Annotated in this window: 16 protein-coding genes; 6 read left to right on the top strand and 10 right to left on the bottom strand. The window is 73.1% G+C overall.

Annotated elements, in window-relative coordinates:
* The first annotated feature begins 352 nt into the window (after positions 1–352).
* From EJG53_RS34835 to EJG53_RS34825, 3 genes are all read left to right on the top strand, one after another.
* Complete coding sequence (locus EJG53_RS34835; RefSeq protein WP_125048242.1) at positions 353–736, top strand: SCO4225 family membrane protein; 384 nt, start codon at positions 353–355, stop codon at positions 734–736.
* Positions 723–1,502 (top strand): maleylpyruvate isomerase family mycothiol-dependent enzyme, encoded by a 780-nt coding sequence (locus EJG53_RS34830; RefSeq protein ID WP_125048241.1) that lies wholly within the window; start codon positions 723–725, stop codon positions 1,500–1,502. Before EJG53_RS34835 ends, EJG53_RS34830 begins: the two co-directional genes overlap by 14 nt.
* 107 nt (positions 1,503–1,609) lie before the next feature.
* Positions 1,610–1,873 carry a DUF6332 family protein gene (locus EJG53_RS34825; protein ID WP_125048240.1) on the top strand — a complete coding sequence of 88 codons (264 nt, stop codon included), beginning with the start codon at positions 1,610–1,612 and terminating at the stop codon, positions 1,871–1,873.
* A gap of 115 nt (positions 1,874–1,988) precedes the next feature.
* Here the strand turns inward: EJG53_RS34825 and EJG53_RS34820 are convergent, their stop codons facing one another.
* The 3 genes from EJG53_RS34820 to EJG53_RS34810 form a co-directional block, all read right to left on the bottom strand.
* Positions 1,989–2,654 (bottom strand): response regulator transcription factor, encoded by a 666-nt coding sequence (locus EJG53_RS34820; protein WP_125048239.1) that lies wholly within the window; start codon positions 2,652–2,654, stop codon positions 1,989–1,991.
* On the bottom strand, positions 2,651–4,012 hold the full coding sequence (locus tag EJG53_RS34815; protein WP_125048238.1) for a sensor histidine kinase: 1,362 nt from the start codon (positions 4,010–4,012) through the stop codon (positions 2,651–2,653). Before EJG53_RS34815 ends, EJG53_RS34820 begins: the two co-directional genes overlap by 4 nt.
* Before the next feature lie 127 nt (positions 4,013–4,139).
* The gene (locus EJG53_RS34810; RefSeq protein ID WP_167515211.1) at positions 4,140–5,342 is read right to left on the bottom strand and encodes a geranylgeranyl reductase family protein; all 1,203 of its coding nucleotides are present in this window, start codon (positions 5,340–5,342) and stop codon (positions 4,140–4,142) included.
* A 191-nt stretch (positions 5,343–5,533) separates the two neighbouring features.
* Between EJG53_RS34810 and EJG53_RS34805 the strand changes: the two genes are divergently transcribed.
* Positions 5,534–6,907, top strand: coding sequence for a dipeptidase (locus EJG53_RS34805; protein WP_125048236.1), 1,374 nt, complete (start codon positions 5,534–5,536; stop codon positions 6,905–6,907).
* Positions 6,908–7,090: 183 nt separating this feature from the next.
* Here EJG53_RS34805 and EJG53_RS34800 read toward each other — a convergent pair whose 3' ends face one another.
* From EJG53_RS34800 to EJG53_RS34780, 5 genes are all read right to left on the bottom strand, one after another.
* Positions 7,091–8,125 (bottom strand): NUDIX hydrolase, encoded by a 1,035-nt coding sequence (locus tag EJG53_RS34800; RefSeq protein ID WP_125048235.1) that lies wholly within the window; start codon positions 8,123–8,125, stop codon positions 7,091–7,093.
* A 73-nt stretch (positions 8,126–8,198) separates the two neighbouring features.
* A complete protein-coding gene (locus EJG53_RS34795) occupies positions 8,199–8,492 on the bottom strand; it encodes a hypothetical protein (RefSeq protein ID WP_125048234.1) in 294 nt (97 codons plus the stop codon).
* A gap of 114 nt (positions 8,493–8,606) precedes the next feature.
* Entirely contained in the window at positions 8,607–9,569 is a 963-nt protein-coding gene (locus EJG53_RS34790; RefSeq protein WP_125048233.1) for a carbohydrate ABC transporter permease, read from the bottom strand.
* On the bottom strand, positions 9,566–10,480 hold the full coding sequence (locus EJG53_RS34785; RefSeq protein WP_125049791.1) for a carbohydrate ABC transporter permease: 915 nt from the start codon (positions 10,478–10,480) through the stop codon (positions 9,566–9,568). Before EJG53_RS34785 ends, EJG53_RS34790 begins: the two co-directional genes overlap by 4 nt.
* A 61-nt stretch (positions 10,481–10,541) precedes the next feature.
* Entirely contained in the window at positions 10,542–11,801 is a 1,260-nt protein-coding gene (locus tag EJG53_RS34780) for an ABC transporter substrate-binding protein (protein WP_125048232.1), read from the bottom strand.
* A gap of 265 nt (positions 11,802–12,066) precedes the next feature.
* Here EJG53_RS34780 and EJG53_RS34775 point away from each other — a divergent pair, with 265 nt between their 5' ends.
* Positions 12,067–14,154 (top strand): NPCBM/NEW2 domain-containing protein, encoded by a 2,088-nt coding sequence (locus EJG53_RS34775; protein ID WP_125048231.1) that lies wholly within the window; start codon positions 12,067–12,069, stop codon positions 14,152–14,154.
* Positions 14,155–14,247: 93 nt separating this feature from the next.
* Here EJG53_RS34775 and EJG53_RS34770 read toward each other — a convergent pair whose 3' ends face one another.
* Both EJG53_RS34770 and EJG53_RS34765 read right to left on the bottom strand, forming a co-directional pair.
* Positions 14,248–16,209, bottom strand: a complete 1,962-nt coding sequence (locus EJG53_RS34770) for a serine/threonine-protein kinase (RefSeq protein WP_244955708.1) — start codon at positions 16,207–16,209, stop codon at positions 14,248–14,250.
* A gap of 161 nt (positions 16,210–16,370) precedes the next feature.
* Complete coding sequence (locus EJG53_RS34765) at positions 16,371–17,327, bottom strand: ROK family protein (RefSeq protein WP_125048229.1); 957 nt, start codon at positions 17,325–17,327, stop codon at positions 16,371–16,373.
* A gap of 342 nt (positions 17,328–17,669) precedes the next feature.
* Between EJG53_RS34765 and EJG53_RS34760 the strand changes: the two genes are divergently transcribed.
* Positions 17,670–18,713: a LacI family DNA-binding transcriptional regulator gene (locus EJG53_RS34760; RefSeq protein WP_125048228.1), complete on the top strand. Its 1,044-nt coding sequence runs from the start codon at positions 17,670–17,672 to the stop codon at positions 18,711–18,713.
* Positions 18,714–19,084: the final 371 nt, after the last annotated feature.

The raw sequence follows: 19,084 nt of genomic DNA, 5'->3' as shown, positions 1-19,084 counted from the left end.
GGCGGGCCGCCCTCCGGAAGCGCTGCCCGCGTCCCGTCCGGCGGGCGCGGCGCGCGTCCCGTCCGGCGGGCGCGGCGCGCGTCCCGTCCGGCGGGCGCGGCGCGCGTCCCGTCCGGCGGGCTCCGTCCCGTACGGCAGGCCGTGTCCCGTGCGGCTACCGCACGGCGCGTACGGGCACGTACGCGGGAGTCGATACGCGGATGACGGGTACCCGACCTGTCGGAAGGGACCGTATGCGGACCATAATTGACTGCTTGGTCACGGATTCGGCCAGGGCATCCGGCCGGAGGACACCGCTGCGCGGGGGCGCGCACCGGAGCCGCCCGGCCACCCCGACACCTGGGGGGTCTGCATGAACGTCACACCTCGGCTGCGCGGAGCCGCGCGGCTGATGTTCGGCAATCCGGTCTCGCTCGTCTACCTCGCGCTGGTGCTCGCGGCGGCGCTCTTCGCCGTGGTGGACCTGGCCTTCGTGCAGCATGCGGACGCCTCCTTCTCCGGCGTCTGGGTGGCGCTGCTCACCGCTCCCACGGTCTTCCCGCTGTGGCTCGCCGGCGACACGCTGTGGGGCGAAGCCGGCTCGCCGCAGTGGTACCTGGTCCTGACACTGGCCGTCGCCGCGCTGGTCAACGCGTTGCTGCTCGGACTGGTCCACCGGGCGCTGCGCGGGCGGCCGGGCACGCGCGGGGCCGTTGTCAGTGGCGGCTGGCACACTCAGCGGCATGGAGAACACTGACTTCACCGAGTCCCTGGAGCGGGACGGGCAACTCCTCGCGGACGCCGCCGAGAAGGCCGGGGCCGACGCGCCGGTCCCCACCTGCCCGGAGTGGCGCGTGCGCGATCTGCTCTCCCACATGGGCCAGGTGCACCGCTGGGCGACGGGCTTCGTGGCGCAGGGCCTTCAGCAGCCGGTCCCGTTCCCCGAGGCCCCGGGGCTGCCCGACGACCAGCTCGCCGACTGGCTGCGCGACGGCTGCCGGACCCTGGTGCGGGCGCTGCGCTCGGCCCCGGCGGACCTGTCCTGCTGGACCTTCCTGCCCGCGCCGTCCCCGCTGGCCTTCTGGACGCGCCGCCAGGCACACGAGACAGCGGTGCACCGCGCCGACGCCGAGGTGGCGCTCGGCGCGGGCGTCACCGCCGCCACCCCCGCCTTCGCCGTCGACGGCATCGACGAACTGCTCGTCGGCATGCAGGCGCGGGAGCGCAGCACCATGCGCACGGAGTTGCCGAAGACGCTGCTGATACGGGCCGCCGGAGCGGCCGGCACCCCCGCTGCGGCCTGGGCGGTCCGACTGTCGGACGCACCGCCGCGCGCCGAACGCATACCGGGCGCGGCAGCGGGAGACGCCGCGCTGTCCGACGCCGCCACGGCGGACTGCGTGATCGAGGGATCGGCCCCCGACCTGTACCTCGCCCTGTGGAACCGCCGTTCACTGGACGGCATCACCGTCACGGGCGACGCCGGGCTGGCCCGGTTGTGGCAGGAGCGCTCGGGCCTCTGACGGTTGCCGTACGACGGAGCGAGGCGGGGCGGCCGGACGATCGACAAGGAACGGCGCTCTCCTCGCGCAACCCCGAAACGCGGGGCACCACATGACAGACTGTCACCATGTCACCGACCCGCTCCCAGGCCGACCGTGACGCGATGACCGTCGAGATCGGTTTCGCGCTGCTGACCGGCGTGTTCGTGGCCGCCCTCACATTCGGCGTGGCCGTGAGCCCGCTGCTCTTCCTCCAACTGAGCCGGAACGCGACGGGGGCGCTCCTGGCGGGGGCCGCGAGCGTGGCGGGGATCGCGTTCGTCTGGCGAGTGGTGCGCGTCCTGCGCCGTTTCGGCGACCGGCGCTCCGGACCAGGGGCCCTGGCAGAGTGATCTCCGGTCAGGGACCGAGGGCGTACGGATCCGTACTCGGCCGTACTGGCTCCCCCCCGGGCCTCCCCCGGCGCACGGCTACCCGCGCTACCTGTGACGTACCGATCCGGGACAGCTACCCGAGCCACCCAGGCCGCACCAACCCCGACTCATAAGCCAGCACCACGAGTTGGGCCCGGTCGCGGGCGCCCAGTTTGACCATGGTGCGGCTGACGTGGGTCTTGGCGGTCAGTGGGCTGACGACCAGGCGGCGGGCGATCTCCTCGTTCGACATGCCCAGGCCGACCAGCGCCATCACCTCCCGTTCCCGCGCGGTGAGCGGGGCCAGGGTGCCGTTCGCGGCCGGTTCCTTGGAGCGGGCGGCGAATTCGGCGATCAGCCGGCGGGTGACACCCGGTGAGAGCAGCGCGTCGCCCTCGACGACGGCACGCACCGCCCGTACGAGTTCCTCCGGTTCGGTGTCCTTGACCAGGAAGCCGGAGGCGCCGCAGCGGATCGCCTCGAAGACGTACTCGTCCAGCTCGAAGGTGGTGAGCATGACGACCTTCACGGCGGACAGTCGGGGGTCCTCGGTGATCTGGCGGGTGGCGGCCAGCCCGTCCAGCACCGGCATCCGGATGTCCATCAGGACGGCGTCGGGGCACAGGTCGCGCAGGGCGAGCAGCGCCTCCTCGCCGTCCGCCGCCTCTCCGACGACCTCGATGTCGGGCTGGGCGTCCAGCAGCGCCCGGAAGCCGGCGCGGACCAGCAACTGGTCGTCGGCGAGCAGTACCCGGATCACGACTCCTCCTCGGTGGCCTGGCCCCTCACCGTATCCGCAGCGTGCGCGGCGCCGGGTCGCTGCGGCTCCGGCGGTCCGGCGGGTGTCGCGGGTCGGAGCGGAATGCGGGCGTGCACCCGGAAGCCGCCGTCCGGGCGCGGTCCCGCCTCGACGGTGCCGCCGAGCGCGGCGGCGCGTTCGCGCATGCCGACCAGGCCGTTGCCGCCTCCGGTGACGTCTCCGGCGCGCCCGGCGGCGGTCGCCGGGCCGTCGTCGTCCACCGTGATCTCCAGCGCGCCGGGGAGGTGGCCGAGGCGGACGCGGGCCGTGCGGGAACCTGAGTGCCGTACGACGTTGGTGAGTGCCTCCTGGACGATGCGGAAAGCGGCGAGGTCGGTGCCAGGGGCAAGACCGGCGGGCGATCCGTCCACGGTGACCTCGACCGCCAGGCCGGCGCCCTCGGCCTGCTCGCACAGTTCGGGCAGCCGGTCAAGGCCGGGCGCCGGGGCGCGCGGCGCAGCACCCGGTGCTCGCAGGGTGTCCAGGACCTGTCGGACCTCGCCCAGCGCTTCCTTGCTGGCGGCCTTGATGGTGGTCAGGGCGGTACGGGCCTGTTCAGGGTCGTGGTCCAGCAGCGCGAGGCCGACGCCCGCCTGGACGTTGATGACGGAGATGCTGTGGGCCAGTACGTCGTGCAGTTCCCGGGCGATCCGCAGCCGTTCCTCGTCGGTCCGCCGCCGCTCGGCCGCCCGCCGCTCGGCACGTACCCGCGCGAACTGCTCACGGCGTACGCGCGCCAGCTCGGAAACCGCCACCACCGCCACCACCAGGACCGTGACGAACAGTTGCTCCCCCCAGGGCGCGGGCCCGTCACCGCGCGGCGGCAGCCAGCGGTAGAGCCAGTGGCCGACCAGGAGATGGCTCGCCCAGACCAGGCCGACGGCGGCCCAGGCGACCGTACGGTGCCCGGCGACGACGGCCGTGAAGCAGCCGAAGGCGCAGAGGAACAGGACCGGGCCGTACGGGTATCCGGCGGCAAGGTAGACGGCGGTCGTGAGCGCGGTGCCGAGGGCGACGGTGCGCGGGTGGCGGTGCCGCAGGAGCAGCAGGGCCGCGCCCGCGATCACCAGCAGGTACGCCGGCAGGCCGAGGTCGGCGCGGCCCGGCTGGCCCTTCGCGGCGAACCGGGTGCCGACGCACACGAACACGGTGAACCAGGCCGTGGAGACCCAGGGCAGCCTCGCGCCGGGCCCGCCTGTCGGATCACCGTCGTCAGCCGCCTGCCACGGGCCCGCGGGTCCGCCACCTCTCACCGGCCGCCACCGGCCCGGACGCGGCCCCCGGCAGTGCCGCGCCCACCGCGACCGTACGTCGTCCATGCCGTCACGCTAGACCGGCACACCGTACGGGGGCGTCAGCCCGGCGCGGTGATCAGACGTACTCCCCGGGGAGTAGCCGCCGAGCAGCGGCCCTCGCCCCGGCTCCCGGCCCCCCGCTCCCGGCCCCCTACTTGTCCAACGCCCCCATCGCCCGCCGCGCGACCGGATGCGTACGGACGATCTCGGCCAGCGTGGTCGTCCCCCGGACGATCTTCGCGAAAGCCTGCCAGGCCGGGCGGAAGCCGGTCAGGGCCGCGTGGATCAGGCCGGGGCGGCGGGAGAAGAGGGTGAGCATCCGGCGGCCGACGCCCATCTCCACGCCGAGCCCGGCCTTGATCGCGAAGGCGTAGTTCAGGGCCTGGCGGCGGGCGTCCACCGCGTCGTGCGCCTCCGCGACCCGCGCGGCCCACTCCCCCGCGAGCCGCCCGGAGCGCAGCGCGAAGGAGATGCCCTCGCGGGTCCACGGCTCCAGCAGCCCGGCGGCGTCGCCGCACACCAGGACGCGGCCTCGGGAGAGCGGCGAGTCCTCGGCGCGGCAGCGGGTCAGATGGCCGGAGGAGATGCTCGGCTCGAAGCCCGCGAGGCCGAGCCGGCCGATGAAGTCGTCCAGGTAGCGCTTGGTCGCGGCGCCCTCGCCGCGGGCCGAGATCACGCCGACGGTGAGGGTGTCGCCCTTGGGGAAGACCCAGCCGTAGCTGCCGGGGATCGGGCCCCAGTCGACGAGCACCCGCCCGGCCCAGTCCTCGGCGACCGTCGGCGGTACCGGGATCTCGGCCTCCAGGCCCAGGTCCACCTGGTCCATCTTCACGCCGACGTGGGCGCCTATCCGGCTGGCGCTGCCGTCCGCGCCGACCACCGCGCGGGCCAGCACCACCTCGCCGTCCCCCAGCACCACGGCGACGGTCCGCCGGTCCGGCACCGCCGAGCCGTGCTGTTCGACGCGGGAGACGGTGGCGCCGGTGCGCAGCTCGGCGCCGGCGTCCTGGGCGGTCTTGACGAGCTGGGCGTCGAAGTCGGGACGGTTGATGAGCCCGAACAGCATGTTCTTCGAGCGGCGGGTGCGGGTCAGCTTTCCGTTGAGGGAGAACGTCACCGCGTGCACCCGGTCGCGCAGCGGCAGGTCGAAACCGGGCGGCAGCGCGTCGCGGGACGGTCCGATGATGCCGCCGCCGCAGGTCTTGTAACGGGGGAGTTCGGCCTTCTCCAGGAGCAGCACCCGGCGTCCCGTACACGCCGCTGCGTAGGCTGCCGAGGCTCCGGCGGGCCCCGCGCCCACCACCACGACGTCCCACACCTGCTGGTTCCCCTCGGCTGCGCTGTCGCTGCTCACCTGTGCTTCTGCTCCCGTTCGATGCCTTGCTGCGCGTACCGCCCGCATCCTACGGCGCGCCGTCGGACGCCCTTCCTGTGGGAAGATCGGCCCCACCATCGACCGTACGTACGGTTGGTCCGGTGCGGTAGAACCGGACGGACCGGCACGTGACCCCACGTGTACAACGCCGCGCCCACAAGGAGCGTTCCATGCCTGACAGCCCGCTCGCGCACACCGTCGCCGCGCTGCAGCCCCGGGCCAGGACCGAGCTGGCCGAGCTGGTGGCCTTCAAGTCGGTCGCCGACCCGGCGCAGTTCCCCCGCAGCGAGTGCGAGGCCGCCGCCGAGTGGGTGGCGGGCGCGCTGCGGTCCGAGGGCTTCACCGACGTGGCCCTGCTGGACACCCCGGACGGCACCCAGTCCGTGTACGGCTTCCTGCCGGGCCCGGCCGGCGCGCCGACCGTGCTGCTGTACGCGCACTACGACGTGCAGCCGCCGCTGGACGAGGCCGCCTGGATATCGCCGCCGTTCGAGCTGACCGAGCGGGACGGCCGCTGGTACGGGCGCGGGGCCGCGGACTGCAAGGGCGGCCTGATCATGCACCTGACGGCGCTGCGGGCGCTCAAGGAGCACGGCGGCGTCCCGGTCAACGTCAAGGTGATCGTGGAGGGCTCCGAGGAGCAGGGCACCGGCGGGCTGGAGCAGTACGCGGAGGCCCACCCCGAGCTGCTGACCGCCGACACCATCGTGATCGGTGACACCGGCAACTTCCGGGTCGGCCTGCCGACGGTGACCGCGACGCTGCGCGGCATGACGCTGGTCCGGGTCCAGGTGGACACCCTGGAGGGCAACCTCCACTCCGGCCAGTTCGGCGGCGCGGCGCCGGACGCGCTGGCGGCGCTGATCCGCATCCTGGACTCGCTGCGCGCGGAGGACGGCTCGACGGTCGTCGACGGCCTGGAGGCCGACGCGTGCTGGGACGGCCTGCAGTACGCGGAGGAGGAGTTCCGCAAGGACGCCAAGGTGCTGGACGGTGTCGGGCTGACCGGCAGCGGCACGGTCGCCGACCGGATCTGGGCCCGCCCCGCCGTCACCGTCCTCGGCATCGACTGCCCGCCGGTGGTCGGCGCCACGCCGTCCGTGCAGGCGGGCGCGCGGGCGCTGGTGAGCCTGCGGATCCCGCCGGGCACGGACGCCGTGAAGGCGTCCGAGCTGCTCACCGCGCACCTGGAGAAGGCCGCCCCGTGGGGCGCGCGGGTCACCGTCGAGCAGATCGGGCAGGGTCAGGCGTTCCGCGCGGACACCGACAGCCCGGCGTACGCGTCGATGGCGGAGGCGATGCGGGAGGCGTACGACGGCACCGAGATGCAGACGTCCGGCATGGGCGGTTCGATCCCGCTGTGCAACACCCTCGCCGCGCTCTACCCGCAGGCCGAGATCCTGCTCATCGGCCTCAGCGAGCCGGAGGCGCAGATCCACGCGGTCAACGAGAGCGTCTCGCCGGAGGAGCTGGAGCGCCTCTCGCTGGCCGAGGCGCTGTTCCTCCAGCGGTACGCGCGGCAGTACGAGGCCGCCGGTAGCTGAGCGGCCCGTACCTCAGGCCCGGAGCCGAGCCCGTAGGCCGGGAGCCGAGCCGCCCGCCCCGTAGGGCGGCGGCTGGGCCCCGGCCCGTAGGACGGCAGGTCGGCCGCCCGGCCCGTAGGACACCCGTGACGACCGGTCCGGGGGCTCTCCCGCCGCCCCCGGACGGCCGCCCCCGGGCTGCCCTCACCCCACAGGGACGCCCGCCTCAAGATTGAGCGGGCGTCCTTGTTCGCGTGCGCGCAGGGCCCAGCGCAGCCGGTTCCAGCGCACCGGGGGCAGCATGTCCGCCGCCTCGGCCTCGGTGGCGAACCGCCAGTCCCGCAGCTCGGGCCCCGGCAGCAGCAGGTCCCGGATCTGCTCGCCCGCCAGCCGACCGCCGTCGAAGAGCATCCGCAGTCCGCCGAAGCCGGGCGGCTTCGGCGGTTCCCAGTCCAGCACCAGCAGCCGTGGCGCGTTGTCCAGCCGGATGCCCAGTTCCTCGGTGACCTCGCGCAGTCCCGCGCGGGCCGGCGGCTCACCCGGTTCCACGACGCCGCCGGGGAACTCCCAGCCCGGCTTGTACGTCGGGTCCACCAGCAGGACCCGGTCGGCGTCGTCGAAGAGCAGCACACCGGCCGCGAGGGTCTCCGCCGTGGGCTCCGGTGTCTGCACGATGTCGCAGGCCCCGGCACCGGCGTGGACGGCGTCCGCGATCCGTTCGGCGGTCTCCCGCGGTGTCAGCCGGGCCGTGTCGATGACGTGCGCGTCCTGTTTGAGCCAGCCGAGCGCGTCCTCGTACGCCTCCAGGTGCGCCCGGCACCGGCCCTGCGCCGCCGCGTCGGCCGGCGCGCCCCCGGCACGGCCCGCGCGCCGGTCCGCACGCTCGCGGAGGATCGTTTCCTCCGCGTGCAGCAGAACATGGCGTACGGGCACCCGGCGCGAGGCGAGGCCGCCGAATATCTCGTCCCGGTACTCCTGGCGCAGCAGCGGCATCGGGGTGACGAGCGGCCCCGGCACCTCGTTGAGCAGCGCGGCGGCCGTGTCCACGACGAGCCGGCGCCAGGACGGCAGATCCTGGTAGTCGCCGACCTGCTCCAGCCGGGCGGCGGGCAGCATCAGCCGCAGCTCGCTGCCGACCAGCTCGGGGTCGTAGAGCGTGCTGCCGGGAAGCAGGTCCAGCAGGTGCCGGGCCGCGGTGGACTTTCCCGCACCGGACGCGCCGTTCAGCCAGACGATCACATTGCCCCCTTGTCCCTAGACCCCTGTGAGTTGCCCGTAACACCCTGCCACGGAAACTTTTGCGGGGACGGGGCTATCGGCGCGCTGCCACGGACGTGGCCTTTTCCACCTTCGGCGCAATACCGGAAGGTTTGAAGACCCCCTTGTACGCGCTGATCGCGGCCACCGCGGCGACGAGGATGCTGGTCACCACGTCCTTTCCGGCGAAATCCCCGGCGAAGAGCGCACTCCCCAGTCCCACCAGCACCGAGACCACCACCTGCACCAGAGTTCTGGCGGCGGGCGACCACTGCGGCTGATTGATGACGGAGATGAGCACGGGTGACGCGAAACCCACGATCAACGCCCACATCTGTGCGTTCGTCATGACGCTCCCCTTTCACTCGGGCGGTAGCCGGAGCGTCGCCGCCCCGGCCCGCCCCGGCAAGGGTCCGCGCGCCGGAATCCCCCGCGCGGGCGTACGGGAGCGTCACCCGGCCCGTCACCCCTTGTTCGCGCCCAGGGTCAGGCCCGCGATGAAGTGCCGTTGCAGGAGCAGGAAGACCACGATCGTGGGGAGGGCGACGATGACCGAGCCCGCCGCCAGCAGGTTGTAGTCCGTGAAGAACTGACCGCGCAGATTGTTCAGGGCCGAAGTGACCGGGAGTTTGTCGCCGTCGGAGAGGAAGACCAGGCCCCACAGGAAGTCGTTGTACATCCAGGTGAATTGCAGCGTGCCCAGCGCGGCGAGGGCGGGCCGGCACAGCGGCAGCGTCACGTGCCGGTAGCGCGTCCACACCCCGGCGCCGTCGACCACCGCGGCCTCCAGGATTTCCCGTGGCAGGGTCCGCATGAAATTCGCCAGCACGAAGACGCAGAAGCCGAGTTGGAAGGCGATCTGCACCAAGAGCACGGCCCACAGGGAGTCGTAGAGCGTGAGCGAGTCGGACAGCCAGTAGGGCAGCGGCACCTTGGTGAAGAGCACGTAGAGCGGCGTGACGATGACCTGTTGCGGCAGCAGGTTCCCGGCCGTGAAGAACATCAGCAGGAGCAGTGAGCCGCGCAGCCGCAGCCGGGCCACGGCGAAGGCGGTGAAGGACGCGAGGAAGAGCGTGATCAGGACGCCCGGCACCGCGATCAGGAGGGTGTTCAGGAAATACCGGCCCATGCCGGAATCGGTGAACGCCTGCCGGTAATAGTCGAAGGAGAGCCGGCTCGGCAGGGAGAAGTACCCGTCCCTGGCGGTCTCCTCGTACGGGCGCAGCGACGCGTACACGGCCAGCAGCAGCGGCGCGAGGAAGGCGAGCGAGACGGCGAGCAGAAAGGCGTGCACACCCCAGCGGCCGCCCCGGCGGCCGTCTCTGCCGTCTCTGCCGCCCCGGCCACCCCGGCGGCGGCCGGGTGCGCCACCGGACGGCCCGGCGGGGCGTACCGGGTGCGCGGCCCGTACGGCGGGCACGGTCATCGGCGCTCCTCCCCCCTCAGTTCCTGGACGAGATAGGTGACGATGAACCCGAGGGAGACCAGCAGCAGGACGACGGCGATGGCCGACCCGAAGCCGATGCGGCTCGCCTCGCCGACGATGTTGTCGGTCACCAGGACGGACAGCAGTTCCAGGCCGTTCCGGCCCTTGTTGACGGCGTAGACGATGTCGAAGGCGCGCAGTGCCTCGACGACGGTGATGACGCCGACGATGACGTTGACCGGGCGCAGCGCCGGCAGCACGACCCGGAAGAACGTCTGCCGCTCGGTGGCCCCGTCGATGGCCGCGGCCTCCTTGAGCGTCGGGTCCACCGACTTCAGCCCGGCGAGGTACAGGATCATGACGTACCCGGTGTGCCGCCAGCAGGCGGCCAGCAGGATCATCCAGATGTTCAGGTCCGGGTCGCCGAGCCAGTCGACCGGGTCCTTCCCCCCGCCCAGCAGGGCGTTCAGGGCGCCCTGGTCCCGGGAGAGGATGAGCTGGGCGATGAAGCCGACGACGGCGAGCGAGAGCACCACCGGCATGTAGAGGGTGGACTGGTAGAAACGGCTGAACCGCACGCCGCGGTCGATGAGCGCGGCGAGCAGCAGACCGAACGGTGTGGCCAGCAGGCCGAGGGCGGCGAGCCACAGCAGGTTGTTGCGGACCGCCGGCCAGAATTGCGGGTAATCGGTGAAGAGGTGGGCGTAATTGCCGAGGCCGGCCCAGGTGATGTCGCCGACGCCGTCCCAGTCGGTGAAGGACAGGCCGACGGAGGCCATGGTCGGGCCCCACACCAGGACGAGGTCGAGCAGGATCGGCAGGCCCAGCAGGACGCACAGGACGGCGCGGTCGCGGCGGGTGTGGCGCCGCGGGCCCCGGCGCCGGGCGCGGCGCGGCGCGGTCTTCGGCATGGTCCCCGGTCCCCCGTGGTGCGTACGGTCATGGGTCGTACGGTCGGTGGTGGTCACGGCGTCAGTCCGCGGCGAATATCTGTTTCTTCTGCCGTTCGATGCTGTTGACCAGGCCGTCGATGTCGTCCGGGTCGCCGATGAACTGCTGGAGCGCCTGGATCAGTACGGTCGAGGCGAAATCGGGGCGGGTGTCGCGGTCCATGAACTGCGAGATCTGCCGGGCGCCGGCCACCAGCCGGACGGCTTTCTTCTGCAGGGCGTCGTACGACTGCGTGCCGGCCCCGCCGTTGGCCGCGACATTGTTCGGGTCCCGCTTCAGGTAGGCCAGTTCGGCCTGGGGTGTGGCGAGGAAGGCGAGCAGGTCACGGGCGGCTTCCCGGTGTCGCGCCTTCTTCGCCATCAGGAAGCCGTCCATCGGCGCCTCGACCGCCTCTTTCCCGAAGGCCGGGTCGATCTCGGGGAACGGGAAGAGGTCCAGGTCCGCGCGGTTCTCCGAGGTGAACGGCTGGCCGGGGTGCTGCAGTCCGAGGACCGCCATACCGGCTTTCTTCCCCTGGAGGGACTGCGCCGCCTCCTGCCAGGTCCGGCCGTTGGCACCTTTCTGGTGGTACGGCAGCAGGCTCCGCCAGAGGTCGAAGACCTGCCGTACCTGCGGGCTGGTCCAGGATTTCTCGCCGCGCATCAGGGCGATGTGGAAGTCGTACCCGTTGGCCCGCATGTCGAGGTAGTCGAAGGTGCCCATGGCGGGCCAGCCTTCCTTGTCGCCGAAGGCGAACGGGGTGAGGCCGTCCTTCTGCATCTGCCGGGCGAGCGCGCGGTATTGATCGAAGTTCTCCGGGATCTCGTAACCCCGCGTCCGGAAAACGCTCTTCCTGTGGAAGACCGCCCACGGGTAGTAGTAGTACGGCACGAAGTACTGCTTGCCGTCCTCGCCCGTGGACTGTTTCCGCACCGCGTCGGAGAACCCTTCGAACTTCCTCCAGAGATCACTGATGTCGGCGAGCAGGCCCTTTCGCGCGAAGTACTGCATCCGGTATCCGGCGAACCACGTGAAGACGTCATCGGGCGTGCCCTGGAGGTAACGGTTGATGTTCTCCTGGAAGTTCTCGTGGTTGACCGTGTTGACCTTCACCGGCTTCTTCGACTTCTTCTCGTACGCCGCGAAGGCGTCGGCGTACGCGCGTTTGGGCACCGTGTCGGAGGCGTTGGACCCCAGGGTGACGCCGTCGCCTGGACCGTCGCCGCAGGCGGCGAGCAGCGACGGCAGCGCGACCGCCCCCGCACCGGCCGCCATGCCCCGCAGCAGGGACCGCCGGGGCACCCCGGGTACCGCCCGGCGCGTACCCCCGCCGTCCCCCCTTGACCGGACCATGTCTTCTCCCCCTCCTCGGCGATGGAACCGAACAGAACCGAACGCGAGTGCTGGGATCTCACTCCCAACCGGTTCCTCAGTCAAGGCTTTCGGCGGTCCCTTCCCGCATTTTCCCCTTTCGCCCTCCAACACAGTCCAACAAGCCTTACCGTAAACACTCGCAATTGACTGGTACATGACTTACTGCTCTCTCCGCGAACGGAGGACGCGAATCATGCGCCCGCACACCCCCCTCACCACCCGCCGCGCCCGGCGAAGAGTCGTCGCGGCGCTGTCCGCGGCGCTGCTGTGCTCGGCCGGCGTGACGGCCCTGCCCGCCACGGCCCGCCCGGCCGGCGCCGCCGACCGCCCGGCCGACTCCACATCCACCGCTGCCGCCTCCGCCGGAACAGCCGCGTCCGCCGCCCCGCGACTGCCCGACGGCCTGGCCAGGACGCCTCCCATGGGCTTCAACAACTGGAACTCCACCCACTGCGGAGCCGACTTCAACGAGGCGATGATCAAGGGAATCGCCGACATCTTCGTCGCGAAGGGGCTGAAGGCCGCCGGTTACGAGTACGTGAACCTGGACGACTGCTGGGCCAAGAAGGACCGGGACGCGAACGGAAAACTGGTCCCGGACACCACCCGCTTCCCCAACGGCATCAAGGCCGTGGCCGACTACGTCCACTCCAAGGGCCTGAAGTTCGGCATCTACACCAGCGCCGGCACCACGACGTGTGCGCAGGCGATGCCCGGCGCGCTGGGCCATGAGTACTCCGACGCCCAGCAGTTCGCCGACTGGGGAGTGGACTACCTGAAATACGACAACTGCAACAACCAGGGGGTGGACGCGAAGAAGCGCTACATCACCATGCGCGACGCCCTGAAGGCGACGGGCCGCCCCATCGTCTACAGCATTTGCGAGTGGGGCGAGAACAAGCCGTGGGAGTGGGCGGCGGACGTCGGGCACCTGTGGCGCACCACCGGTGACATCAGTGACGTGTGGGACAGCATGGTCTCGATCTTCAAGGCGAACGCGCCGCTGGCGCCGTACGCCGGTCCCGGCCACTGGAACGACCCCGACATGCTGGAGGTCGGCAACGGCGGGATGACGGACACCGAGTACCGCAGCCACTTCTCGCTGTGGTCGATGATGGCCGCGCCGCTGCTGATCGGCGCCGACCTGCGCACGGCGTCGCAGGCGACCTTCGACATCCTCGACAACCGCGAGGTCGTCGCGCTCGACCAGGACCCGCTGGGCAAGCAGGCCCAGGTGCTGAAGTCCGAGGGCGGCCGCTGGGTCCTGAGCAAGCCGCTGGCCAACGGTGACCGGGCGGTGGCCCTGTTCAACGAGACCGACCGGCCGCAGCACATCACCACCACGGCCCAGGAGGCGGGCCTGCCGCAGGCGAGCGGCTACCGGCTGCGCGACCTGTGGAAGGACGAGAACACCCACACCGCCGGTGAGATCGCCGGGACCGTACCGGCGCACGGCACGCTGCTGTACCGCGTCGCCGCCGACCGGCACTGGGCGCAGTACCCGCCGGCCCTCGACACCGCGGCGGACGGCGTCGCGCCGATCGAGGTCGGCAAGGAGGTCCGGACCGCCACCCTCACCCGCAACCTGGGCCGCACCCCCGCGCTGGACGTCAAGGTCGACTTCAAGGGCCCGCAGGGCTGGCGCGTCGAGCCGGTCACGTCCACCAGCGCCCAGGTCCTGCCCCCGGGCAAGGAGCTGGCCACCGCCTGGAAGATCTCGCCCCTCGCGGGGACCAAGCCCGGACCGTACGAGCTGACGCTGACCACCGACTACCACTCGACGCGCGGGCAACGGGTGACCCTGACCCTGCCGTTCGCGGTCACCGCCGTCCAGGCGCCGCCCGCCGGCACCTCGTACGCCAGCGACCTGACCTGGCTCTCCGCCACCAACGGCTACGGGCCGGTGGAGAAGGACATGAGCGTGGGCGGGCAGCGGCCCGGTGACGGGACGCCGATCACCATCGGCGGCGTGCCGTACGCCAAGGGCCTGGGCACCCACGCGCCCAGCCAGATCACGTACTACACCGGCGGGAAGTGCTCGGCGTTCAGCGCGCAGGTCGGCGTGGACGACGAGACCGGCGACCAGGGGACGGTCACCTTCGAGGTGTGGGCCGACGGGCAGAAGGTCGCCGAGAGCGGCAAGCTGGCCGGCACCGACCCGGCGAAGGCGATCAGCGCCGCGGTCACCGGGGCGGGCACCGTACGGCTGGTCGTGCAGGACGCCGGTGACGGCTTCTTCTACGACCACGGTGACTGGGCCGACGCGAAGTTCACCTGCTGACACGGGCGTCGGGCACGCACCGCACACCGGCCGGGCGGGCCGCACGGTCCGCCCGGCTCCCGGTGTCCGGGCCCGCCCCGTTCCCCTTCCGGGTCAGCAGGTCGGCAGGCCGGGGACCGGCGCGTCGTTCCGGCCGCCCTTGAGGTAGACGGCGCTGACGTACACACCGCTGTTGCCGCTGTCGTCGTCCGTCTTCGCCCACCAGGTGTTGGTCCACCGGCCGTACGACTCCCGGCGGCCCAGGTTCGCCTGGCAGTAGAAGTAGTTGGTGCCCGCGTTCAACGTGCCGACCTGCTGGAAGGAGCCGGTGTACGAAGCGGCCGTGCGCCACACCAGGCAGTTGACCTTGCCGCCGCCGATCGGCGCGCACGAGCTGGGCTCCGGTGCGCCACCGGTCCCGCCGGTGGCGCCGCCGCCCGAGGCGGCAGCACCGCCGCCGGACGCGGACCCGCCGCCCGCGCCCGCCCCGCCGTCGCCCCCGCCGCCCGTACCGCCGGGCGCCGCTCCCCCGTCGCCGCCCTTGCCGTCGCCGGGGTCACCGCCGCCACCGGGCTTCGGCTTCCCGGACGCGGCGCTCTTCGACGGCTCGCCCGAGATGGCGGGCGCCGCGCTCCGCCCGCTCCCGCCCTTCCCCGTCGCCTTGCCACCCGGCTCCACGGCCCCGGTCTCCTCCGGCGTGCCCGACGCGCCCGCCCGCGCGGCCTGCTCCTGCGGAGGCGCACCGGGCCGCCGCTCCGCGACCGTACCGCCGGAGTCCCGGGCCATCAGCCCGTACGTCACTCCCCCGCCCGCCACCAGGACGGCGGCCACGGCGGCGGCGAGCATGCAGGTACGGCGTCCGCGCCCGGAGGCAGGCGAGGCGGTGCCGGTGGCCGCCACGGCGCTGGTCTCCCGCTCTCCCAGGTTCGCGGCGGGGGCCGGGGCCGGTCCGGTGGGTGCTCGGCCGCTGACCGGTCCGGTGGGCGACTGGCCACTGACCGGCCCGGTGGGGGCCTGACTGCCCGACGGCGACGGTGACGGCGAGGGCGCCGATGCCGCCCGGACGTCCGCCGCGGTCGGCGTCCACGACGTACCCGGGCCGGTACCCGGTTCTGTACCCGTACCTGTACCCGGCTCGGTACCCGCACCCGTATCCGTATCCGTACCGGTTCCCGCACCCACCTCCGTCCCCAACCCCAACCGCACCGTGTCACGCCCGTCGGCCACCGCCGTCAGCAGGGCCCGCGCCTCGGCCGCGCTCGGCCGGGCGGCCGGGTCCTTGGCCATCAGCGCGTGCAGTACGGGCGTCAGCGGCCCGGCCCGGCGCGGCTCGGGCAGCGGTTCGGAGACGATCGCCGTCAGGGTCGACCAGACCGACGTCCGGCGGAACGGCGCGCCGCTGCCCTCCACCGCCGCGTACAGCGTCATGCCCAGCGACCAGATGTCCGAGGCGGGCGACGGCGGCTGCCCCTGGGCGCGCTCGGGCGGCAGGTAGTCGAGCGAGCCGACGAGTTCGCCGCTGCGGGTGAGGTGGGTGCTCGCCCCGTCGTCGGGCGCCTCGATGCTGGCGATGCCGAAGTCGGTGAGCACCACGCGGCCCACCCCGGTGTCCGGGCGGCCCGCGCTCCGCGGCCGGCGCTCCAGCAGGACGTTGCCGGGCTTGACGTCCCGGTGCAGGACGCCCACCTGGTGGGCGGCGTCCAGCGCGTCCATCACCTTGGCGCCGATGGCGGCGATCTCGCGCGGGTCCATGGGGCCGCCCCGGTCGAGCGCGTCGTCCAGCGACGGGCCGTCGACCAGTTCCATGACGATGACGGGACGCCCGCCCTCGTCGATCACGTCGTGCACGGTGACCACGCCGGGGTGCCGGACCCGGGCCGCGGCCCGGGCCTCGCGCTGCATCCGGGTCCGCAGGTCGGCCAGTTCCGGCGCGGACGCGTCGGTGTAGGCGCGCAGCACCTTCACGGCGACCTCCCGGCCCAGCACCTCGTCCACCGCCCGGCAGACGACGCCCATGCCGCCGCGCCCGATCTGCCCGGTGACCCGGTACCGCCCGCCGAGCAGCCGCCCGGTCAACTCCCCGGCGCCCCCACGTCCTTCAGGTGTGCTGTCGCCGCCGACGCGGCCCTCGTCCCCCGGCCCGTTCACGCCATCCACGCCATTCGCCCCGTTCGCCCCACTCATCCCCTGTCATGGTCGGCACCAGCCTAGAGGGCCGTGGGGTGCCGCACGCCCCCTCAGACGGTCGGGGCGAAGGCATCGAGACGGGACTGTTGTGCGGCGGCGGACGCGGCGCCCACCACACCGGCGTCCGTCCCCATCTGCGCCGGTACGACCGTGAGGCCGCGGACGAAGGAGAGCGTGGCGTAGTCGCGCAGGGCGCGGCGCAGGGGGACGAAGAGGAGGTCCCCGGCGCCCGCGACGCCGCCGCCGACGACCACGATCTCGATCTCGACGAGCGCGGCGGTGGCCGCGACCCCGGCGGCCAGGGCCTGGGCGGCCCGCTCGAACGAGTGACGGGCCACCGGGTCACCCGCGCGGGCGGCGGCGGCCACGGCGGCGGCGCTGGTGTCGCCGTCGGGGCCCGGCCGCCAGCCGCGTTCGAGGGCGCGGCGGGCGATGTTGGGGCCGCTGGCGATGCGCTCGACGCAGCCGCGGGCGCCGCACGGGCAGGGGTCTCCGTCGAGGTCCACACTGATGTGGCCGATGTGGCCGGCGTTTCCGGTGGGGCCCGGGTGCAGCCGGCCATTCAGGACCAGGCCGCCGCCGACCCCCGTGGACACCACCATGCACAGGGCGTTCGCGTAACCGCGGGCGGCGCCCTGCCAGTGTTCGGCGGCGGTCATGGCCACGCCGTCGCCCACCAGGACGACGGGGCGCGCGCCGACCAGGTCCCGTACTTCGGCGACGACCGGGAAGTCCCGCCAGCCGGGGATGTTGACCGGGCTGACCGTGCCGCGCCGGGCGTCCACCGGGCCCGCGCTGCCGATGCCGACGGCGGCCACCCTGGCCCACTCGGGGTGTGTGGTCAGCTCGCCCACCACCTCGGCCAGCGCGCGCAGGACGGTGGCGCCGTCCCGGTCGGCGGGCGTGGGCCGGGTGGTGCGGACGAGCAGCCTGCCGTGCTCGTCCACCAGCGCGCCGGCGATCTTGGTGCCGCCGATGTCCAGCGCTGCGCTCAGGTCCGTCTGCATCGGTGTCGAATCTCCTGGTGGGGCGCCTGGGCCGGGGTGCGTGACCCGGCACGGGAACGCCAGTCTCGTGCTGATTGACAACGTTGTCCAGAGGTTATGCTCGACGCCGTGCCGCACGTCGTCGTGCGGTGCCGCCGGGCGGTCCCGCCGGTCGGCCGCACGCACCGGCCCTCCGGACACCGCCACAGCCATCATCGGCGTACCGGAGGGGGAACCGCCACACCCGTCCCGCCCGTCTCTCCAGCAACGGCCGGAGCGAGCCGCGCAGCCGCGGCCCTCCCGGCCACCGCTTCCTCCCACCACCTTCTCCCACCCACCGCCGACAGAATCAGGACCGCGCACGTGACCGACACCGCCCGGGGCACCTCCCGCCGCTACGGCAGCCGGCCCACGATGAAGGACGTCGCGGCCCGGGCCGGCGTCGGCCTGAAGACGGTCTCCCGGGTGGTCAACGGCGAGCCCGGCGTCACCCCCGAGACCGAGCGCCGCGTCCAGGACGCCATCACCGCCCTCGGCTTCCGCCGCAACGACTCCGCCCGCATCCTGCGCAAGGGCCGCACCGCCAGCATCGGCCTGGTCCTGGAGGACCTCGCCGACCCGTTCTACGGGCCGCTCAGCCGCGCCGTCGAGGAGGTCGCCCGGGACCACGGCGCGCTGCTGATCAACGGGTCCAGCGCCGAGGACCCGGCCCGCGAGCAGGAGCTGGTCCTGGCCCTGTGCGCGCGCCGGGTGGACGGCCTGGTGATCATCCCGGCCGCCGACGACCACCGTTACCTGGAGCCGGAGATCGCGGCGGGCGTGGCCACCGTCTTCGTGGACCGCCCGGCGGGCCGGATCGAGGCGGACACGGTGCTCTCCGACAGCTTCGGCGGCGCCCGCGACGCGGTCGCCCACCTGATCGCGCACGGCCACCGCCGGATCGGCTTCATCGGCGACCAGCCGCGCATCCACACCGCCGCGGAGCGGCTGCGCGGCTACCGTACGGCGATGGCCGAGGCCGGGCTGACCGCCGACGAGTCGTGGGTCTCCCTCGGGTCGACCGCGCCCGACCGGGTACGGTTCGCGGCCACCGCCATGCTGGACGGGCCGCGCCCGGTCACCGCGCTGTTCGCGGGCAACAACCGGGTCACGGTCACGGCGGTACGGGTGCTCGCCGAACGCCCGCGCCCGGTCGCCCTGGTGGGCTTCGACGACTTCGAGCTGGCCGACCTGGTGTCCCCCGCGATCACGGTCGTGGCACAGGACGCCGCGCGCCTCGGGCGTACCGCCGCCACGATGCTGTTCCGCCGACTGGAGGGCACCGATCTCCCGCCCCAGCGCCAGGAGATCCCCACCCGCCTCGTCCCACGCGGCTCGGGCGAACTGCCCCCGCCCGCCGACGACTGAGCGCCCGCCCCCGGCTGGAGCGCCCGCCGCGTTCGCCCGCCGTGCAGATGCGCACATAGCCGTACGCCCCGGGCGCTCCGACCGGACCGGCGCCCGGCGGACGCGCGCGCTGAACGTCGCGGCACACCCGTTGTCACTCAACTCCCCCAGCCGCAGGGCACGGTCGGCCGTCGGCGTGCCGTCCGGATCCACGTCGGCCTGGTCCCCGGCGCCTCGGAAGTGATCAATTCCGTCCACCCGGTGCCCGGAAGACGACGTACCGGCCACCCGCACCGATCAAGGGGATGTACGACGGCCCGTCCAGTTCACCGTCGTCCGCCGCCGTACCCACTCGGACGGTGCGAAGCGTCCGCGGCCGACGTGCCGGCGGG

The organism is Streptomyces chrestomyceticus JCM 4735 (assembly GCF_003865135.1).
Lineage (GTDB): Bacteria > Actinomycetota > Actinomycetes > Streptomycetales > Streptomycetaceae > Streptomyces > Streptomyces chrestomyceticus.
This window is presented reverse-complemented; position numbering and strand designations above follow the sequence as displayed.

Bases quoted from the DNA above. Each gene is read 5' to 3' on its own strand.
- EJG53_RS34835 (WP_125048242.1), top strand. From the start codon at position 353: ATGAACGTCACACCTCGGCTGCGCGGAGCCGCGCGGCTGATGTTCGGC.
- EJG53_RS34830 (WP_125048241.1), top strand. From the start codon at position 723: ATGGAGAACACTGACTTCACCGAGTCCCTGGAGCGGGACGGGCAACTC.
- EJG53_RS34825 (WP_125048240.1), top strand. From the start codon at position 1,610: ATGTCACCGACCCGCTCCCAGGCCGACCGTGACGCGATGACCGTCGAG.
- EJG53_RS34815 (WP_125048238.1), bottom strand. From the start codon at position 4,012: ATGGACGACGTACGGTCGCGGTGGGCGCGGCACTGCCGGGGGCCGCGT.
- EJG53_RS34805 (WP_125048236.1), top strand. From the start codon at position 5,534: ATGCCTGACAGCCCGCTCGCGCACACCGTCGCCGCGCTGCAGCCCCGG.
- EJG53_RS34795 (WP_125048234.1), bottom strand. From the start codon at position 8,492: ATGACGAACGCACAGATGTGGGCGTTGATCGTGGGTTTCGCGTCACCC.
- EJG53_RS34790 (WP_125048233.1), bottom strand. From the start codon at position 9,569: ATGACCGTGCCCGCCGTACGGGCCGCGCACCCGGTACGCCCCGCCGGG.
- EJG53_RS34785 (WP_125049791.1), bottom strand. From the start codon at position 10,480: ATGCCGAAGACCGCGCCGCGCCGCGCCCGGCGCCGGGGCCCGCGGCGC.
- EJG53_RS34775 (WP_125048231.1), top strand. From the start codon at position 12,067: ATGCGCCCGCACACCCCCCTCACCACCCGCCGCGCCCGGCGAAGAGTC.
- EJG53_RS34765 (WP_125048229.1), bottom strand. From the start codon at position 17,327: ATGCAGACGGACCTGAGCGCAGCGCTGGACATCGGCGGCACCAAGATC.